Source organism: Spirulina sp. CCNP1310 (assembly GCF_034932185.1).
Taxonomy (GTDB): domain Bacteria; phylum Cyanobacteriota; class Cyanobacteriia; order Cyanobacteriales; family Spirulinaceae; genus Spirulina.
Genome location: NZ_JAYGHW010000016.1, coordinates 21,960 through 39,846 on the forward strand (window position 1 = coordinate 21,960; position 17,887 = coordinate 39,846).

A 17,887-nucleotide genomic window follows, 5' to 3' on the forward strand; every position below is an offset into this window, starting at 1 on the left:
TTTAGCTAATCCAACTGCGGCGCGGTGAGGGGAACGGATGCTAATCCGACGGCGGTTTTCCCTTGGGCTACCACCGGCAACGCGGCTCGAACTTTTGCCGCCACCGCCACCGTTTGGCCGTCATAGCTATCCATCGCCAACTTGGGATAAAGCCCAATCCCGACAATAGGCAGCAATAAACAGAGAGCAATAAACACCTCGCGGGGGTTCGCATCCCACTGCCAACGGTTCGGGGTTAACTCCTCCGTCGGCTGACCATAGAAGACTTCCCGCAACATCGAAAGCAGGTAAATGGGCGTGAGGATCAAGCCCACAGCGGCCAGGAAGACCACAACGGTTTTAAAGCTGGTGCTATAGGCAGCACTGCTGGATAGACCCAGAAACACGGTCAATTCACTGACAAAACCACTCATCCCCGGTAATGCTAGGGAAGCCATGGAGCCAGCGGTAAACAGGGCAAAGACTTTGGGCATGGCTTTGCCGAGGCCGCTCATTTCGTCCATCATCAGCGTGTGAGTGCGATCGTAGGCAACCCCAGCGAGGAAGAACAGAGCAGCAGCAATCAAACCATGGGAAACCATTTGCAGCATCGCCCCATTCATCCCCAAATCGGTGAAGGAGGCAATGCCGATCAAAACAAAACCCATATGGGAAATGGAAGAGTAGGCCAAGCGGCGTTTTAGGTTGGTTTGACCAAAGGCGGTAAACGCGCCGTAAACAATATTAACTACACCGAGAATCACCAGCAGCGGCGCAAACTGGATATGAGCATGGGGCAAGATGTCCAGATTCATGCGGATCAGGCCATAACCGCCCATTTTCAGTAATACCCCAGCTAACACCATCGATACCGGAGCAGAGGCTTCGCCGTGGGCATCGGGGAGCCAGGTGTGGAGGGGGAAAATGGGCAGTTTAACGGCAAAGGCGATGAGGAAACCGGCATAGGCCAGGAGTTCTAAGCCGATGGGGTAGTCTTTTTGGGCCAGTTCCGCCAGATCGAAGGTGGTGCGATCGCCCCAGAAGGCCAGTCCTAAACCCGCAACCAATATAAATAAGGAGGCTAATGCGGTATAGAGAATAAATTTAGTGGCGGCATAGAGTCGTTTGGGGCCGCCCCAGATCGAGATCAGCAGGTAAACCGGCACTAATTCCAGTTCCCAGAGGGTGAAGAAGAGTAATAAATCTTTGGCCATGAATACGCCAAGCTGGGCGCTGTAGAGGGCCAGCATCAAGCCATAGAAGAGGCGGGGCTTGCGTTCGACGCGCCAGGCGGCAAAGATGGCTAAGGTATTGACGAAACCCGTCAGGATCACAAGGGGGAGGGAGATGCCATCAACGCCCACCGACCAATTTAAACCCAGTTGCGGCAACCAGGGGTAGGTTTCCACCAGTTGGAAGCCGAGGGCGTGGAAATCGTACTGAGCCGTAGCCATGGAGAGGATCATGGCCAAATCAATGATCCCCACACCCAAGGCATACCATCGCAGGGTTTTGCCGTCTTTATCGGGGATCACAGGGATGGCAAGGGCTGCCACGAGGGGAAAAGCAATGATGGCGGTGAGCCAAGGGAGTTGATCGGTTAACATGGGAGAGTAGGAATAAATACTCAGGGCTTTGCTTTGATTATATTAACTTTTACTAAGTTTTGAAACGAGTTTGGAGAATTTTCGTTACATCAACAGGCTTTTGTTGACCTTTCCCCCTTGCGGATCCGTCAATTCAGGCGTAATCCTGGAAAAAAACCAGCAATGGGTCATCAATGCTCAAAAAAATATGATGACTGCTCTTGACTTTTTATCACAACTATGTATAAAGATAGACAGTGGCATGATTCCCCAGATCTCACTGTCTATGCTGGGGCGATCGCCCCTCTGGTCTTGACTTAAACCCCGGAATTTCGAGTAGGATACGGAAATCTTAAGAAAAGACTAAAATTTTAAAAGCCCTTTGGTGTTTGGAGAATTCCGTTATGTTTTTAAGACTTGCACAGCAGCATCGTGCCTTTGTTCGGGACTTGGTGATGAACCTCCAAGCCTTAGCCACTGTCCTGGAAAATCGCGGCTACCTCGCCTCCTGCTACACCTGTGGCGAGGAGATGAATAGTGCCTCCTTCATGGTCAGCCTCGGAGAAAGCCATCTGATCCGGTTCTTAGTATCGGATTATGGGATCACCTGGACGGAGATGCGCGATGATCGGGAACTGATGAAGTTGGAAGGGGCGGAAGCGATCAGCCAACTGCAAGAATTGGCGAATCTCGTCAAATACCACACTGCCCCCAATCCAGAGGAATTAGCCGCCGCCACGATCCCCACCGCTGCCCGTCGCTAACCTGTGAGGAGATCCGCCAAATGTCAGTGGTCTTCTTTACAAGACTTTTTGATTCCACACTAAACGTCAAAAAAATAAAGAAAATATTATGAAATCTGGAAATTGCGTTGATCCCTGCCATGATTGAGTCAATTCAAATGGGGTCAGCGCAATTTCGCATATAAAGACCTTAAACATAGTAAGTCCAATTAAAATCAAGAGGGGTTAGCTCCCACGAGCTAGCCCCTCTTATTCTGCCTAGGGTGTCCGACCCTGATTAGCCTTCCTGTCCCCTCGTGCCATGGCTCTGCCATGGCATGAAGTTCTGGCGGCTCCGCCGCCTCTACATTGATCGGCATTGATTCGGTGTAGGGGCGAAATTTTTCGCCTTTAGCTCACTCACTCCCAAATCACTTGCAAACCCGATCGCGGGTGGAGCGTGGGGATTTGACTCAGACTCAAATCTTGTCCTGGAGCCAACCGCCAACGGGTTTGGCGTAAAACATGGGCAGCGAAAATTTTCATCTCCATCTGGGCAAAGGCTAACCCTAAACAAATCCTCGGCCCGCCCCCAAAGCCCACCAGGCGAAAATCCCCCGGTTTGGATTCGGGGTGATCGGGATTGAAGCGATCGGGGTTGAATTGTTCGGGATGGCTGTAGTAGGTATCCAGTTGGTGAGTGCCGTCAATGCGATAGAGCACTTGCCAGCCTGCAGGGATGTGATAGCCGTTAAATTCAAAGGGTTTGACTACACCGCGAAAACCACCGGCCACGGGGGGATAGCACCGCTCTACTTCCTTCAAAACTTGATCCAGGTAGGGCATGGCTTTCAGTTGGGCCATGTCCAGCGGCCCCTGTTGGGCGAGTGCCATTTGTTCGCCACGGGCGCGATCGCCTACCTCTGGATGTTGGGCTAAGGCCATCATCAAAAACGTGAGCATGGCGGTGGTGGTTTCATGGCCAGCAAAGAGCATCAGCAGGGCTTGGGCCTGTAACTCCTCCATGGAGAGGCGATCGCCCTCTTCATCTTCCGTTTGCACCAATAACCCTAAAGCGTCCTGGGTGGGATTCCCTTGACGGGCTAAAATTGCCTGCTCTAAATGGGCGAGAATGCGATCGCGGGCCCGCACTGCCTTCCCAAAGGTTGTCCAAGGTAAATCGAGAGGAACCGCAAACAACCCAGCGGTAAGGGTTTGAAATTCCTGAGATAATGCTGCGGTTTCTGCCCCTGGTTCACTGCCCAACAGGAGGGTACTGGCGATCGCAAACGTCATTTGCTTCACTTCCCCCCAAAAATGGGTTTCCCCCTGCTCAACCCAGCGATCAATGGCTTCTCGACAGATCTGATCTATTGTGGCGAAGTAGTGGGCCAGGGCAGGGCCATGGAATGCGGGCATCAGCAGCTTACGATTGCGGCGATGCTCCTCCCCTTCCATCAAAAAGAGCGATCGCCCCAGCAAAATCTTAAAGGTTGCCGGCCAGCCCTCCCGCCAGGAAAAATGCTCCATGTGGCTGGAAAGAATGAAGCGATTGGCTTCGGGCCCCATCATCACCACCGTCGGGCGGTTGAGCAGATGGGTTTTAAAAATGGGGCCGTAGCGACGATGGCGTTTTGTGGCAAAGTGGCGATCGCGCAAAAAACTGATCGTTTCCCCGACAATGGGCAAACCCAAGGAGCCAGGGGGGAGAGGGGTTTTATTCATAATGGCGACCTCAAGAGCAGGGTGTGGCTTTGATGCCCAATAGCCCCCCACCGCAGGGAGGCATTGGGTTTAGGCAGCCGCAAACACCCGCTCATACTCCTCAATCAGTTCATCGAGTTCCTCAAGAGCCTGATTAACATCAAGGCGCAACGTCCCTAAATCTGGTTGTTCGAGGAGGTTGAGTAAAAAACTGCGCTGTTCCCGGACTTGGCTCACACGCTCATGGAGGGTTTGTTCATCCATTGTTTCAGTCATCACAAAATAACAAAATATCGATAGGGGGTTTTGTGGATAGGTTAACAGGAGATGGCGGTAGAAGGGGGGCGATCGCCCCTTGCCCCTCTAAAATTCGCCACTGGAACTGTAGTTTTGATAACTGCCCCCTTCATTATCGCGTTTAGACCCCAAGAGATCGAGGCGATCGACGTTGATCACCGGCTTAGACCGGTTTAATCCCGTCGCCCGATCCTGCCAAGTTTCAATGATCAAGGTTCCCTGAATACCGACTAATCGACCTTTGCGGACATAGTTAGCTGCAATTTCTGCCGTTTTTCCCCAAATCTTGAGATTGAACCAATCTGGCTGATCATCTCGACTCATGGGACGCTTCACCGCAATGTTGAGTTCACACAACACTGACCCCGACTCAAAGTAGCGAACCTGAGGATCTGACCCAGCATGACCCACTAAATGCACAATATTTAAGCTCATCCGTCCTTCAATCCCTTTAACTGATCGGTTAGCAAAGATAGCCTGTACTATATTAACCTGTTTCCTGATCCCTGTACCGTACCCATGTAAATAATTTCCACTGTGACCTAGACGATTCGCCAAAAAGGGTATAGAATCCACATCGGTTGCATTACGAGCATCACATCATCTTAAGTTAGTCAGTACCGTATCGCACTTTGGGGGCGGAAATAAACGTGGGATTATTTAGTCGTTTTACATTGTCTCGGGACATGGGTATCGACTTGGGAACAGCCAACACCCTCGTCTATGTCTCCGGAAAAGGAATTGTTTTGCAAGAACCTTCCGTTGTTGCGATTGACCAAGACTTAAAAGTCCCCCTTGCGGTCGGGGAAGATGCCAAAAAAATGCTCGGCCGTACCCCTGGGAATGTTGTGGCGCTGCGGCCACTCCGCGATGGTGTCATTGCTGACTTTGATACGGCTGAACTGATGCTGAAGCATTTTATTCGGCAGGTACATGAAGGTCGTGCGTTAGTTTCTCCGCGCATCGTCATTGGGATTCCCAGTGGTGTCACCGGGGTTGAGCGCCGTGCAGTGATGGAAGCCGCTTCCCAAGCTGGCGCACGGGATGTTTACTTAATTGATGAGCCGGTGGCAGCCGCCATTGGTGCGGGCTTACCCGTTGCTGAACCCACCGGCAACATGATTATCGATATCGGCGGCGGAACCACCGAAGTTGCTGTCCTGAGTTTACAAGGCACAGTGCTGAGTGAATCGGTGCGGGTTGCTGGCGATGAACTGAGTGAATCTATTACCCAGTACATGAAAAAAGTCCATAACCTCGTGGTAGGGGAACGGACAGCGGAAGAAATCAAAATCCAAATTGGCTCGGCTTATCCCCTCCAAGGTGATGATGAGTTGACGATGGAAGTGCGCGGTTTACACCTCCTGTCGGGTTTACCCCGCACCGTGACGATCAAATCCTCAGAAGTTCGTGAAAGTATGTCCGAACCCTTGGCGGTGATTGTCGATGCGGTCAAGCGCACCCTGGAGCGCACACCTCCAGAACTGGCTGCGGATATCATTGATCGAGGGATTATGCTGGCCGGTGGTGGTGCATTGCTCAAAGGCATTGATACGTTAATCAGCCATGAAACCGGGATTGTTACCCACATTGCGGCTGACCCCCTCAGTTGTGTTGTTTTGGGAACCGGGCGTGTACTGGAGAACTTTAAACAACTAGAGCGGGTCTTTAGCAGTCGTTCACGGGTCATGTAACCTCAATCTTGTTTGCTACAATGATTCAAGATCAAGCTGCTGCTACAGCACAAAAGACTTGCAGCCGTAGGGCATACGGTGAAGAAGCTCGGCGGCGGGTAAGGTCAATAGACTCCCGACGAACTGAGAATCCCCGCCCCTTTGGGTCGGGGAATGTCAACGCAGACTGTTGAGGCAGAGTTGATGTTTACAGTGCGCCGCTGGTGGGATCGCTACGGGCCGAAGTTTTTTGTGACGGGTTTGGTGTTGGCTGTTGCCCTTTTTTTGCGCCAAACTCAAGGGGCGTTTGTTTCTGAGCTTTATTATCAAGTCGTTCAGTCTTTCCAGCCTGGCCCAACGCCCCAAGAGCGTTGGGCTGATGCGCGGGTTTCTGAGCTTGAAACGAAGTTGGTTGATCTTGAACAACAGAATCAAAAATTACAAGAACTGTTGGACTATACCGAGACCTATCAGGGGGAACTGATTGCGGCCCCTGTCATTGGCCGGAGTGTTGACCATTGGTGGAAGCAGGTGACGTTAGGCCGCGGTTCCACGAGCGGGATTAAGACGGGCTATGTGGTGAGTAGTCCGGGGGGTTTGGTGGGCCGGGTGATTAAGGTGACACCGAATACGAGCCGTGTTTTACTCGCTAGTGATCCCACCAGCAAGGTGGGGGGAAAGATTGCTCGGAATAACTTTATGGGCTATATCCGGGGTGAAGGCTCAGACACGGCGGTGATGGAATTTTTTGATAAGGTTCCGGATGTGAAGCCGGGGGATAAAATTGTTACGTCGCCGGTCAGCTATTTGTTTCCTGCTGGTATTCCCATTGGCACAGTGGAAACCGTGGATTTGGAAAAAAGCCCCGCTCCTGAGGTGGTGGTGAAGTTTACGGCTCCTTTTGATTATTTAGAGTGGGTTGTGGTTCATCCTTTTGAAAGTCGCCTTTAAGGGTTGAGGATGGAGTTGTGCTAAGATTTCTTGATTTTTCGCCACGGTTTCGCAGTTTTTGCAATTGGCTGATTGTGGTTGGCTCGATTTTGCTTTGTTTGATGATTTTACCCACCCGTTTGCCGGGGACAGAGTTGTTGGGGATTCGCCCCAATTGGTTATTGATCTGGGTGGTGGTGTGGAGTGTGAAGCGTAATGCTTATCAGGGGGCGATCGCCGGTATTGCTCTGGGCTTAATCCAGGATGGCTTAACCGCCTTTGATGGTGTGCCGATGGTGGATGGGATCATGCCCCCAAATTTTGAGGGCAGTGAGGAAAGCGCGGCGGATCTATTGCTGTCCTATCCTTCCCATGTGATTAGTCTGATGTTGGTGGGCATTTTGACGGCCAAGATTCAAAAGCAACGGTATATCCAAGAGGATTTCATTTCCATTGCCCTGATTGTGTTTGGTATGGCGGTGGTGGCTGAAACGATTACCGCGATCCAATATAGTGTCCAGGGGCTGCGGAATATTACGTTAGTCTGGACGGAACATCAGCGCATTGCCCTTTCCTCAGCTATTCTCAGTAGTCTCTGGGCCCCGGTGCTATACTATCCCCTCAATCGTTGGTGGGAATACATGAGCGATCGCGATCAATCCCTTTAATTCTTAGCTATGAACCCGATTCACATTGGCATCATCGGTGGCAGCGGCCTTTATCAAATGGAGGCCTTGACCGATATCGAAGAAATTAGCCTTGATACACCCTTTGGTTCCCCCTCTGATGCCTTGATTACGGGCAAACTCAACGGTACGCCCGTGGTTTTTCTCGCCCGTCACGGCCGCCATCATCACCTCACTCCGACAGAATTACCCTTTCGCGCCAATATCCACGCCATGAAGCAGTTGGGGGTGGAATATTTGATCTCTGCTTCGGCGGTGGGTTCACTCCAAGCGGAGGCTAAACCTTTGGATATGGTGATCCCGGATCAGTTTATTGATCGCACCCAGCACCGCAAGGCGACATTTTTTGAAGCGGGGATTGTCGCCCATATTGGGTTTGGCCATCCGGTTTGTCCGGAATTAGCCAGGCTATTGGGGGACGCGGTGGAGAGTTTGAACCTGCCGGAGGTTGGGCTGCATCGGGGCGGAACCTATGTTTGTATGGAGGGGCCGGCTTTTTCCACTCAGGCGGAATCGAACCTCTATCGCAGTTGGGGGGCGATGGTGATCGGGATGACAAATTTAACCGAGGCGAAGCTAGCGCGGGAGGCAGAAATTGCCTATGCAACGCTGGCGTTGGTGACGGATTACGATTGCTGGCATCCTGACCATGATCATGTCACGGTAGAGATGATTATTGATCATCTCCACCGCAATGCTCACAATGCCCAGCAGGTGATTCAAACCGTGGTGGCCAAGTTGGCAGCCAATCCCCCAGTTTCGGAGGCTCATCAGGCCCTTAAGTACGCGATTCTCACGCCTTTAGACAAGGCTCCAGCCGAAACAAAGGCGAAACTAGAGGTGATCCTACGCAAATATTTGTAGGTCTTCAGGTTATGGCGAAAAATTGGGGGGGCGAAAAATTTTTGTGCCTCCGGCAGGCTTACGCCAACGCCCCTACGCTCCGTGGCCGGTTTTTGCTTCTTCGGCGACAATTTCCACCGAGTCGGCAGCTAATTGGGTGAGAACGGCTTGGGCGGCTTCTCCCCCTAGGCGGTTGAGGGCTTGGGCGAGGCGATAACGGACTTGCCAGTCTGGATCGTTTTGGAATGGGAGTAAAAGGGGGATAGCGCGGGGATCGCCCAGTTCGCCAAAGGCACTGATGGCAGCGGTTTGGAGCAGGTTGTTGTCAGATGCGATCGCATCCGCCAGAATGTCAAACCCACGGGGATCCCCCATTTCCCCCAAGGCCGCCACAATACTAAATTGCAAAAGCCATTCTGAACTGCCTTCGTAGGCGGCTTTAAGATCGGCAAAGCCTTCGGTGAGTTTGAGGGCGGCGATCGCATCCGCCGCCGCCGATTGCACATCCACCTCAGAATCATGGAGGAGTACCTCCCGCAACAAGCTCAAGGTTTTCTCCGGGTCTATCACCCCAAGGCGATCCATCTGGCTCACCGCTGCGTAGCGGACTCGCGCCTGGGGGTCGGCTAAAACCGGCTGAATCAGTGCAAACCCCGTGGCATTATCCAAGTGGCGCAGTTGGTTAAGGCCGCTAATGCGATCGCCATAGTCCTCGGAACTTAACAACGCTTGTACTGATTCAGGGGTGATGCTCATAGAAAATTTGCCAGTCAGTTGTACAACATTGAGGCGATCCTAGCTAAAACCTTCGCTGGCGGCCATGGCTCGAATAATATCACTATGGGAGATAATCCCCACCACTTGACCGGCTGCATTCACCACAGGTAAACGGCGGATATGCTTCTCATGCATGACCTTCGCCGCTTCGCGGAGATTTTGCTCCGGGCGAATGGTAATCGGTTTATGGGTCATCACCTCCCCCACGGTTTGCCCTAGGGATTTGTGCAGTTCCTGCTCATAACGGGCAGGATTTTGCAGAAAAATCACACTATCAAGGAACATCACATAGGGCGGGGGATCAGCCCCCGTTTCTTGCCACATCAAATCCGTATCGGCTAATACGCCCACCAGTTTGCCCCCTTCATCCACCACCGGCAGGCCGCTAATTTGCTTTTCGGCCAGCAGTTGGATGGCTTCCCGTAAAGAAGTTGCCGGAGTGACCGTAATCGGCGTGGGAGTCATAAACTCCGCCACAGTTTTCGTCATAAACCTATAGGTTTGGAAAAGTTCGCCCTTCCATTGTAGGGAATTCGGGGATCGCCCTTGGGATTGCGTCAAGGATTGTTACAGGGCGTGGGAAGTGGAGAGAGTGAGGCCCTTTAGAATGGGAGGGTTCATTCCTGAGGTTCTGTATGGTTTCTGCCCCTGATCGCCGTCAATATGCCCCTGCTACTGAACGTAACCGTGATCCCATCCTGAAAGTGCTACAGCAGGTTTTACCGCCCCAGGGTACGATTTTGGAAATTGCCAGCGGGACAGGACAGCACGCGATTTACTTTGCCCCAGCCCTAGCGCCTCGGCTTTGGTTGCCCAGTGAATTTGACCCGGAACTACAGGCGAGTATTTTGGCTTGGCGGCATCGTCACCCCGCCGCTAATTTAATGGCCCCCATTGTCCTGGATGCTGGCGATCGCCCCTGGTCGATTGAAGCCGGAACCCTGCCCCCGGATTGCACCGCCGCTGATCTCCAACGGGAACCGATCTCTGCCATTATTGCCATCAATCTCATCCACATTGCCCCTTGGTCAGTGGCCTTAGGGTTACTCGCCGGAGCCAGTCGTCTCTTGCCCTCGGGGGGAATCTTGTATCTTTATGGCCCCTTTATTGAGCCGGACAAACCCCTCACCCCCAGCAATTTGGCCTTTCATCAATCCCTCCAATTCCGCAATCCCGCTTGGGGTTTGCGGGATCTCGGCATTCTCCAAGCAGCAGCGGAGGCTGAAGGTCTACAACTTCAACAGGTGTCCTCAATGCCGGCCAATAATCTTTCCGTGGTTTTGCGTAAATAAGCCAAGGGAGAAAAATCCTCCGCCTCGGAACATCTTCCCCCAAAGGAACCGTCATCAATCTAGAATTCTCCGGATAGAGTGAAACCTAAACGTAAAACTTTTCAGGGTCTTCAGCCTGGGCGGCTGTATCCCCAACAGTGCTAAATCCAGCGGTTGAAAGGCAAATAGAACTTTTTCTCTCAAGGATCGAATTTTGCTACCCTAGGGAGTAGGGTGTTTGCCTATCCCCTTGCCAGCAGGTTGTTCGCTGGGATAAAGAACCGCCAACCCACCCAAATAACTTGGTGATTGAGTACAAATGTATGTTAAGGGTTTAGTCTGGATACACGCTAGCACCGTTGACTGCAATTCAGGGTGTATCCACGGTGATTGTGCATGAGTTACCCGGGAACTTTCGATGGTTTAGATCTATGAAATTTGAAGACATTCACACTTTTTTTAACAACCCGCCTCCCCATTACCTGAATCGGCAATTGGCGGTCTGCTACGTGCTTTCGGTGCTGCTTCACCGGGAGTCCTACGGTACAGAGTTGATTGAACAACTAGAACAAGATTACCCCTGTTATCGGCTTTCTGACACAGTGCTCTATGGAGCGCTCAAGTTCTTAGAGCAGGAAAAAACGGTCGTGGGTTATTGGAAGAAGGTTGAAGGAAGGGGCCGTCCCCGCCGAATGTACCAGTTGAACGAGGCTGCCCAGCCTCAAGCCGAGGAACTGGCTTGGTATTGGCAACGCTATGTGCGCCAGGATCCTCAAGTTTTGGCGATGTAAGCGATCGCCCCTTTCTCCTATCAATCAAGACCACAACCCAACCGACTGGATCCCCACGATCCGTCGGTTTTTGGTAGGCAATTCTGAGGGGCCATGGGGTGAGAGTGACTTTCGGAACCCTGGCTTAAAGGGGAGAGGCGATCGCTGTATAGTGATTGAAAACCTTTTAATCTTTTGATCAACCGATGAAACCCCTACGTTCCCTCTTGATGTTATGCCTCGTCATGGTGACGATAACCCTCACCGCCTGCGGTGGCGATGTGGTGAAAGCTCCCCCCACCTACACCCCAGAAAAAATTGCCGCCATTGAACGCGCCATAGCTCCCATTGAAGCAGTACATGACCGGATGCCAGAATTGGGCAACTATGTCGCCGCGAAGGACTGGAATAATATCAAGTCTTTCCTCCATGGCCCCTTAGGGGGTCTGCGATCCACCCTTGGCTATCTGGATCGCAGTTTGCTCCTGAAAAAAGATCAAGGGGAAGCCACCGCCCGTGCTGAAGCCTTGTTTGCCGATATTGAGCAATTAGATTCTGCGGCCAGTGAGCAGGTGGGCAACATTGCCCAAGAGGTTTATGGTAAAACCGTGGCGGATTTTGATGCTTATCTAGAGTTCATCCCCCACACCCCCGACGCATGAGCCGCGTCGTGATTGTTGGGGGCGGCGTAGTCGGAACCCTGGTGGCCTATGAATTGAGCCGCTTGGGCCAAACTGTCACCCTCTGCGAACAGGATACGCCTGGGGCTGGCTCCACAGGGGCCGCCCTTGGGGTGTTGATGGGTATTATCAGCCAAAAAACGACGGGACGGGGTTGGCGTTTGCGGGAGCAAAGCATCCGTCGCTATCAAACCCTGTTGCCGGAATTGGCCGCGCTCACGGGACGGACGATCCCTCACAATCCTCATGGTATTGTGATGCTCCGTTTTGCGGATGATCCCCGTGATCATCGTTGGCAACGACTGCAAGCGGTGCGGGACAAACAGGGTTGGCTCTTGGAACTCTGGGATCGGGAGGAATTGCGATCGCACTGTCCCCAGTTGGAGAGCGATCGCCTCTTGGGGGCTGTCTATTCTTCCCAAGATGGCCAAATTGATCCCCGCGCCCTCACCGCTGCCCTCTGGGCCGGGGCGCAGCATTATGGGGCAGATTGTCGCTCAGGCACAACAGTAGAAGGCTTTAGTTGCGATCAACAACGCTGTACAGAAGTGAGCGCCAACGGGCAAACCTTGGCCTGTGATTGGCTGATCTTGGCCGCCGGATTAGGCTCCACCCCTTTAACCGCTCAACTTCAGCAATCCGTCGAAATTCAGCCCGTGTTGGGCCAAGCCTTTCGCGTTAAGTTACCGCAACCCTTGAATCCTGGGGATTTTGCGCCAGTCATTTCGGGGGAAGATGTCCATCTTGTCCCCTTAAGTCATGGGGAATATTGGGTTGGGGCAACGGTGGAATTTCCCGATGATCAAGGGGTTGTGGTTGCCGATCCCGGTTTAAAAGAGCAGGTTTGGCAACAGGCGATCGCCCTTTGTCCCACCTTAGCCGCTGGAGAAATCGTCGAAACTTGGTCAGGTTTACGGCCCCGGCCCCAAGGCCAGCCTGCCCCTCTCATTGGCCCCCTACCGGGTTATACCAACGTCCTCCTCGCCACGGGCCACTACCGCAACGGCGTATTGCTAGCTCCTGCCACTGCTCAGGCGATCTCTAAGGCAATTTGTGGCATAATAACTTAGCCGCTCAAAGCAAGAGTCAACAAAATTTAGTCAGATCAGCCCCATAGGGGCGATCGCCAATCCCCAAGCCCGCACCCCATCGGCTGATTGCGATCAATACAAAAAACTTCCCGAAATCTAGCCATAGGATTGGCTAGATTTTTTTGCATCTAATTGCCCTCACATCGCCATCAACCCTTTTGTGCTACAATTCGGTATGCTTTTTGTCATTTGAGAGCCTTAAGCCCGCTTCTCTGCGATTCGAGGAATTTCCATGGCCAGTAACTACAGTGCAGATCAAATTCAGGTTCTCGAAGGGCTAGAGCCTGTCCGTAAACGCCCCGGTATGTATATCGGCACCACCGGCCCCAGAGGTTTGCACCATCTTGTTTATGAAGTGGTGGATAACTCCATCGATGAAGCTTTGGCGGGCTACTGCACCCATATTGAGGTGGAGTTAAATGCCGATGGTTCCGTGTCTGTGGCCGACGATGGTCGCGGCATTCCCACAGGAATCCATCCCACCACCGGCAAATCTGCCTTAGAAACGGTGATGACGGTGCTCCACGCTGGCGGCAAATTTGGCGGCGGTGGTTATAAGGTTTCCGGGGGGTTACATGGGGTTGGCGTTTCTGTCGTCAATGCCCTTTCCACCTGGGTGGAGGTGACGGTACGGCGGGATCAAAATATTTATACCCAACGCTACGAAAAGGGTGATCCCGTCAGTGGCTTAGAAACCGTCCCCGATCCTCAACAGGAATTTACCGGCACAGCTTTAACATTTCTCCCTGATAACACGATTTTTACGGAAACCGTTGAGTTTGAATACAACACGCTTTCCGGTCGTCTGCGGGAATTGGGCTATCTCAATGCGGGGGTGAAAATTACGTTTAGCGATCGCCGCCTCGATCCCCCACGGGTTGAAACCTACTGTTATGAAGGGGGGATCAAGGAATACGTCGCCTACATGACCCGTGATAAAGAACCCCTCCATACGGACATTATCTATGTGGAAGGGGAGCGGGATGGGGTGACGGTGGAGGTAGCCTTACAGTGGTGTATTGATTCCTATAGCGACAATATTCTTGGTTTTGCCAATAACATTCGCACCATCGACGGCGGCACACACCTGGAAGGCTTAAAGGCTGTTCTCACTCGCACGATGAACAATGTGGCCCGTAAGCGCAACAAGATTAAAGAGAATGAGGCCAATTTGGGGGGGGAAAACGTGCGGGAAGGTTTAACCGCCGTCATTTCCGTCAAGGTTCCCGATCCGGAATTTGAGGGACAGACAAAAACCAAACTGGGGAATAGTGAAGTGCGGGGGATTGTGGATTCCTTGGTGGGGGAGGTGTTGAATGAATATTTAGAATTCAACCCCGCTGTGGCGGATACGATCATCGAGAAGGCGGTGCAGTCCTTTAAGGCGGCGGAAGCAGCCCGGCGGGCGCGGGAGTTGGTGCGGCGCAAATCGGTATTAGAATCTTCCCCCCTGCCGGGAAAATTGGCAGACTGTAGCTCCCGTGATCCGAAAGAGTCGGAAATTTTCATTGTGGAAGGGGATTCAGCGGGGGGATCAGCTAAACAGGGGCGCGATCGCCGCATTCAGGCAATCCTGCCGTTACGGGGCAAAATCCTCAATATCGAAAAAACCGATGATGCCAAGATCTATAAAAACAATGAAATTCAAGCACTGATCACCGCCCTCGGCTTGGGGATTCGCGGCGAAGATTTCAACCCCGCCCAACTGCGCTACCACAACATCATCATCATGACCGATGCCGATGTAGATGGGGCCCACATTCGCACGTTGCTGTTAACTTTCTTTTTCCGCTATCAACGGGACTTGATTGATCAGGGCTACGTGTATATTGCCTGCCCCCCCTTGTATAAGTTGGAGCGGGGGCGCAATCACCAATATTTGTATAGCGATCGCGAACTGGCTCAAGCGATTCGCGAATTTCCCGACAATGCCAACTACACGATCCAACGGTTTAAGGGTTTGGGGGAAATGATGCCCCAACAGCTTTGGGATACCACCATGAACCCAGAAAGCCGGATGTTGAAAAAAGTGGAAATTGAAGATGCCGCCGAAGCGGATCGGATTTTCACTGTCCTCATGGGGGATAAGGTGGCTCCCCGCCGGGAATTTATCGAAACGGAAGGGCCGAAGCTGAATCTAGACCAATTGGATATCTAACGGCTGCATTTGCTGGGGACAGTATCTAATCTGAGATCCGCTCAATCAGGGGGCGAAAAATTTTTCGCCCCTACAGAGATCAACGATGCAGCCAGATTTCACGGCCATTGCCACCGCTTCGGGAATCCCCTTAGGCTGGACTGTTGTAGTCTGTTGAGCATCACTGAGGGGATCAAGATATGGGGCGTAGGAAACGGTGGCAAACTTGGCTTGAATCTCGTTGGGTCTCGCCGGCCTTTGGCGGTGGGGTGTTGCTGGCCATTGGTATTTGCTTTTTTGGGGCAGCAACGAATACGATGGCGGGCTGGCTCTATGTGATTAGTGGTTTAATGTTTGCCCTCTTGGGTTTGGGGGCGATTTTACCGGGGCGATCGCTCCGAGATTTAAAAGTAGAACGACAGCAGATCCCCCCGGTGAGTGTGGGGGATCTGTTGCGGGTTGAAGTGAGGATCACCAACCCGACGACAAAGCCGAAAATGTGGCTGCAATGTTTAGAAGCCCTCCCTCCGGCTTTGGGGATCGCGAAGCCTATGGGGATTGAAATCATTCCCCCCCAAAAGACCTACAACGCCACGAGCCATTACCGGGCAACTCGTCGGGGGGTGTATCGTTGGCCGGGCCTGTTTGTCCGTACTGCCAGCCCTTTGGGTTTGTTTTGGTCGCGGCGGTGGCGATCGCTCCCTGCGCAAGCGATCGTTTATCCGCAAATTTTGCCCCTACGCCGCTGTCCCTTGATCGACAGTCTCCAGCACGATGAGCAGGTGCAATGGCAGCGAGAACACCGCTACGAAGCGGCCACGGAAGGGATTACTAAAGCCCTCCGCCCCTATCGCTTTGGCGATCCCACCCGGCTGATCCATTGGCGCACCAGTGCCCGCTTTGGCACGCTCCAAGTCCGGGAACTGGAAATTCTCACCAGTGGCCGGGAGATGATTATTGGGTTAGATACGGCGGCCCCCTGGTTGCCGGAGCAGTTTGAAGATGCGGTAACGGCGGCTGCTTCCCTCTATTTCTACGCTAGCCGCGCCCAGTTGGGGGTAAGGCTCTGGACTGCTAGCACCGGGGCAGTTCAGGGGAATCGCGTCGTCTTGGAAACCTTGGCCGCCACAGAATACGCCGAAACCCCTACCCATGAACCACCCCGCCAAACCCCTTTACTGTGGCTGACGGCCAACCCCCAACCGAATACCCAATTACCCCAGGGTAGTTTAACGCTGCTGTTTGTGCCAGCGGGATCAACAACAGCACAGGCGGGGGTAGCACAGCTTTTGATGCGGGGCGATCGCCCCCTCACCGAGGAACTGAGCCAATCCATGCCCCGTATTTAGGTTTCAGGGATGGCATGGTGTTCTAGGGCCAACTGCACCAATTGATCCACCAGATCAGGGAATGTCACCCCCGTTTTTCCCCATAACTGCGGGTACATACTCAGGGACGTAAACCCCGGCAATGTATTAATTTCATTGATGAAAATTTCCCCCGTGGCCTCCACATAGAAAAAGTCCACCCGTGATAAACCGGCTCCATCGACAGCTAAGAACGCATCAATAGCCATGGCTTGGATTTTCGCCACCACCTCCGCCGGTAAGGGAGCGGGCATCAGCAGATTAGCGCGGCCATCGGTGTATTTGGTTTCGTAATCATAAAATTCCGCATCAAAGGTGATTTCCCCCACAATGGAGGCTTTGGGGTTCTCATTCCCCAACACTGCACATTCCACCTCCCGCGCCACAACCCCCGCCTCAACAATAATGCGGCGATCGTACCCTGCGGCTTGATCTAAGGCGGCTTCTAACTCGCTGCGGCTTTTCACCTTAGCAATGCCTACGGAAGATCCTAAATTTGCCGGTTTGACAAACATGGGGTAATCCAATTGGGCCTCGATATCATCACAGAGCTTAGGGAATACGCAGGGATTTGACCAGATTTGCGATCGCGTCACCCCCACATACTTCACCTGGGGCAAACCCGCCGCCGCAAAAGCCGTCTTCATCGCCAGCTTATCCATCCCCACCGCTGAACCCAGCACCCCACTCCCTACATAGGGAACCTGCATTAACTGCAATAGCCCTTGAATCGTGCCATCCTCCCCATTGGGGCCATGGAGAATGGGAAACCACACATCAACAGTGGCCGCTTCCGAGGGAAATTGCCAGCGAGGGTTTTCTGAGAGGGCGAAAGATTTTTCGCCCCTACGATGGGTTTCCCCCTGCAAAACCGCCGCCGCCACCTCTGGGCCACGCCAGATCCCATTCCTTTGAATATAGAAGGGGGTGACTTGGTATTTCTCGCGGTTGCTCTCGGTATTGAAGCCCTGGGCGATCGCCCGCGCCGAAATCACCGACACCTCATGCTCCCCCGAACACCCCCCAAACAACAAACCCACATTTAACTGCCCCATCGATCCTCCTGAGCAACGACCCATTATTTAAGAACCCCGCGATTCTACCACCGTTATTCGGTAGGAGAGGGGCGATCGTCATCGGTAGCGCCCCTCGAAGTGCATTTGTATTGTGAATTCTGTGGACACTTCCCAAACTTCCCTTAATTCCAAATTTCTTAAAACCCGCAAAGCCATACGTGCGGAGAGCTTCAGAGAATTCGCCGCAACAATCGAAAAAATATTTCCAAAAAAGTGTTGACAAGCCATAGGGAAGTAGCTATATTGATAAATGCGCGGCAAACGAAACGCAGCGCACCGAACCTAGAAAAAAGAATAG

The 17,887-nt window shown here is 52.7% G+C and carries 18 protein-coding genes; 11 read left to right on the forward strand and 7 right to left on the reverse strand.

What is annotated here, in order from left to right; all coding sequences use genetic code 11:
• Window positions 1-5: 5 nt before the first annotated feature.
• Window positions 6-1,586, reverse strand: coding sequence for an NAD(P)H-quinone oxidoreductase subunit 4 (locus VB712_RS06120; RefSeq protein ID WP_323253183.1), 1,581 nt, complete (start codon window positions 1,584-1,586; stop codon window positions 6-8).
• A gap of 383 nt (window positions 1,587-1,969) precedes the next feature.
• Here VB712_RS06120 and VB712_RS06125 point away from each other — a divergent pair, with 383 nt between their 5' ends.
• Window positions 1,970-2,329, forward strand: coding sequence for a DUF1815 family protein (locus VB712_RS06125; RefSeq protein ID WP_323253185.1), 360 nt, complete (start codon window positions 1,970-1,972; stop codon window positions 2,327-2,329).
• Between the two features lie 378 nt (window positions 2,330-2,707).
• On the opposite strand, the gene VB712_RS06130 is transcribed toward VB712_RS06125, so the two are convergent.
• The 3 genes from VB712_RS06130 to VB712_RS06140 form a co-directional block, all read right to left on the reverse strand.
• Window positions 2,708-4,012, reverse strand: a complete 1,305-nt coding sequence (locus VB712_RS06130; protein ID WP_323253187.1) for a cytochrome P450 — start codon at window positions 4,010-4,012, stop codon at window positions 2,708-2,710.
• A 69-nt stretch (window positions 4,013-4,081) separates the two neighbouring features.
• On the reverse strand, window positions 4,082-4,267 hold the full coding sequence (locus VB712_RS06135; RefSeq protein WP_323253189.1) for a hypothetical protein: 186 nt from the start codon (window positions 4,265-4,267) through the stop codon (window positions 4,082-4,084).
• Window positions 4,268-4,354: 87 nt separating this feature from the next.
• Window positions 4,355-4,723 carry a single-stranded DNA-binding protein gene (locus VB712_RS06140; protein WP_323253191.1) on the reverse strand — a complete coding sequence of 123 codons (369 nt, stop codon included), beginning with the start codon at window positions 4,721-4,723 and terminating at the stop codon, window positions 4,355-4,357.
• A gap of 251 nt (window positions 4,724-4,974) precedes the next feature.
• Here VB712_RS06140 and VB712_RS06145 point away from each other — a divergent pair, with 251 nt between their 5' ends.
• The 4 genes from VB712_RS06145 (at window position 4,975) to VB712_RS06160 (ending at window position 8,441) form a co-directional block, all read left to right on the forward strand.
• Window positions 4,975-5,982 carry a rod shape-determining protein gene (locus VB712_RS06145; protein WP_323253193.1) on the forward strand — a complete coding sequence of 336 codons (1,008 nt, stop codon included), beginning with the start codon at window positions 4,975-4,977 and terminating at the stop codon, window positions 5,980-5,982.
• 153 nt (window positions 5,983-6,135) lie between these two features.
• Window positions 6,136-6,912 (forward strand): rod shape-determining protein MreC, encoded by a 777-nt coding sequence (mreC, locus tag VB712_RS06150; protein ID WP_323253195.1) that lies wholly within the window; start codon window positions 6,136-6,138, stop codon window positions 6,910-6,912.
• A 17-nt stretch (window positions 6,913-6,929) separates the two neighbouring features.
• Window positions 6,930-7,559 (forward strand): rod shape-determining protein MreD, encoded by a 630-nt coding sequence (gene mreD / locus VB712_RS06155; protein WP_323253197.1) that lies wholly within the window; start codon window positions 6,930-6,932, stop codon window positions 7,557-7,559.
• A gap of 9 nt (window positions 7,560-7,568) precedes the next feature.
• Entirely contained in the window at window positions 7,569-8,441 is an 873-nt protein-coding gene (locus VB712_RS06160; protein WP_323253198.1) for an S-methyl-5'-thioadenosine phosphorylase, read from the forward strand.
• 72 nt (window positions 8,442-8,513) lie between these two features.
• Here VB712_RS06160 and nblB read toward each other — a convergent pair whose 3' ends face one another.
• Entirely contained in the window at window positions 8,514-9,176 is a 663-nt protein-coding gene (nblB, locus tag VB712_RS06165; protein ID WP_323253200.1) for a phycobilisome degradation protein NblB, read from the reverse strand.
• A gap of 39 nt (window positions 9,177-9,215) precedes the next feature.
• Window positions 9,216-9,686, reverse strand: coding sequence for a CBS domain-containing protein (locus VB712_RS06170; protein WP_323253202.1), 471 nt, complete (start codon window positions 9,684-9,686; stop codon window positions 9,216-9,218).
• Window positions 9,687-9,832: 146 nt separating this feature from the next.
• On the opposite strand from VB712_RS06170, the gene VB712_RS06175 reads away from it, so the two are divergent.
• The 6 genes from VB712_RS06175 to VB712_RS06200 all read left to right on the forward strand — a co-directional run bounded on the left by VB712_RS06175 (window position 9,833) and on the right by VB712_RS06200 (window position 16,495).
• Window positions 9,833-10,489 (forward strand): DUF938 domain-containing protein, encoded by a 657-nt coding sequence (locus tag VB712_RS06175; RefSeq protein WP_323253204.1) that lies wholly within the window; start codon window positions 9,833-9,835, stop codon window positions 10,487-10,489.
• Between the two features lie 410 nt (window positions 10,490-10,899).
• Window positions 10,900-11,259 carry a PadR family transcriptional regulator gene (locus VB712_RS06180; protein WP_323253206.1) on the forward strand — a complete coding sequence of 120 codons (360 nt, stop codon included), beginning with the start codon at window positions 10,900-10,902 and terminating at the stop codon, window positions 11,257-11,259.
• A gap of 185 nt (window positions 11,260-11,444) precedes the next feature.
• Window positions 11,445-11,900 carry a photosystem II protein PsbQ gene (psbQ, locus tag VB712_RS06185; protein WP_323253208.1) on the forward strand — a complete coding sequence of 152 codons (456 nt, stop codon included), beginning with the start codon at window positions 11,445-11,447 and terminating at the stop codon, window positions 11,898-11,900.
• Window positions 11,897-12,988, forward strand: coding sequence for an NAD(P)/FAD-dependent oxidoreductase (locus VB712_RS06190; RefSeq protein ID WP_323253210.1), 1,092 nt, complete (start codon window positions 11,897-11,899; stop codon window positions 12,986-12,988). The genes psbQ and VB712_RS06190 overlap by 4 nt, the downstream gene beginning before the upstream one ends.
• A gap of 253 nt (window positions 12,989-13,241) precedes the next feature.
• Window positions 13,242-15,167 (forward strand): DNA topoisomerase (ATP-hydrolyzing) subunit B, encoded by a 1,926-nt coding sequence (gene gyrB, locus VB712_RS06195; protein ID WP_323253211.1) that lies wholly within the window; start codon window positions 13,242-13,244, stop codon window positions 15,165-15,167.
• Window positions 15,168-15,346: 179 nt separating this feature from the next.
• On the forward strand, window positions 15,347-16,495 hold the full coding sequence (locus VB712_RS06200) for a DUF58 domain-containing protein (protein ID WP_323253213.1): 1,149 nt from the start codon (window positions 15,347-15,349) through the stop codon (window positions 16,493-16,495).
• Here VB712_RS06200 and VB712_RS06205 read toward each other — a convergent pair.
• Window positions 16,492-17,568 carry a D-alanine--D-alanine ligase family protein gene (locus VB712_RS06205; protein ID WP_323253215.1) on the reverse strand — a complete coding sequence of 359 codons (1,077 nt, stop codon included), beginning with the start codon at window positions 17,566-17,568 and terminating at the stop codon, window positions 16,492-16,494. The genes VB712_RS06200 and VB712_RS06205 overlap by 4 nt on opposite strands.
• Window positions 17,569-17,887: the final 319 nt, after the last annotated feature.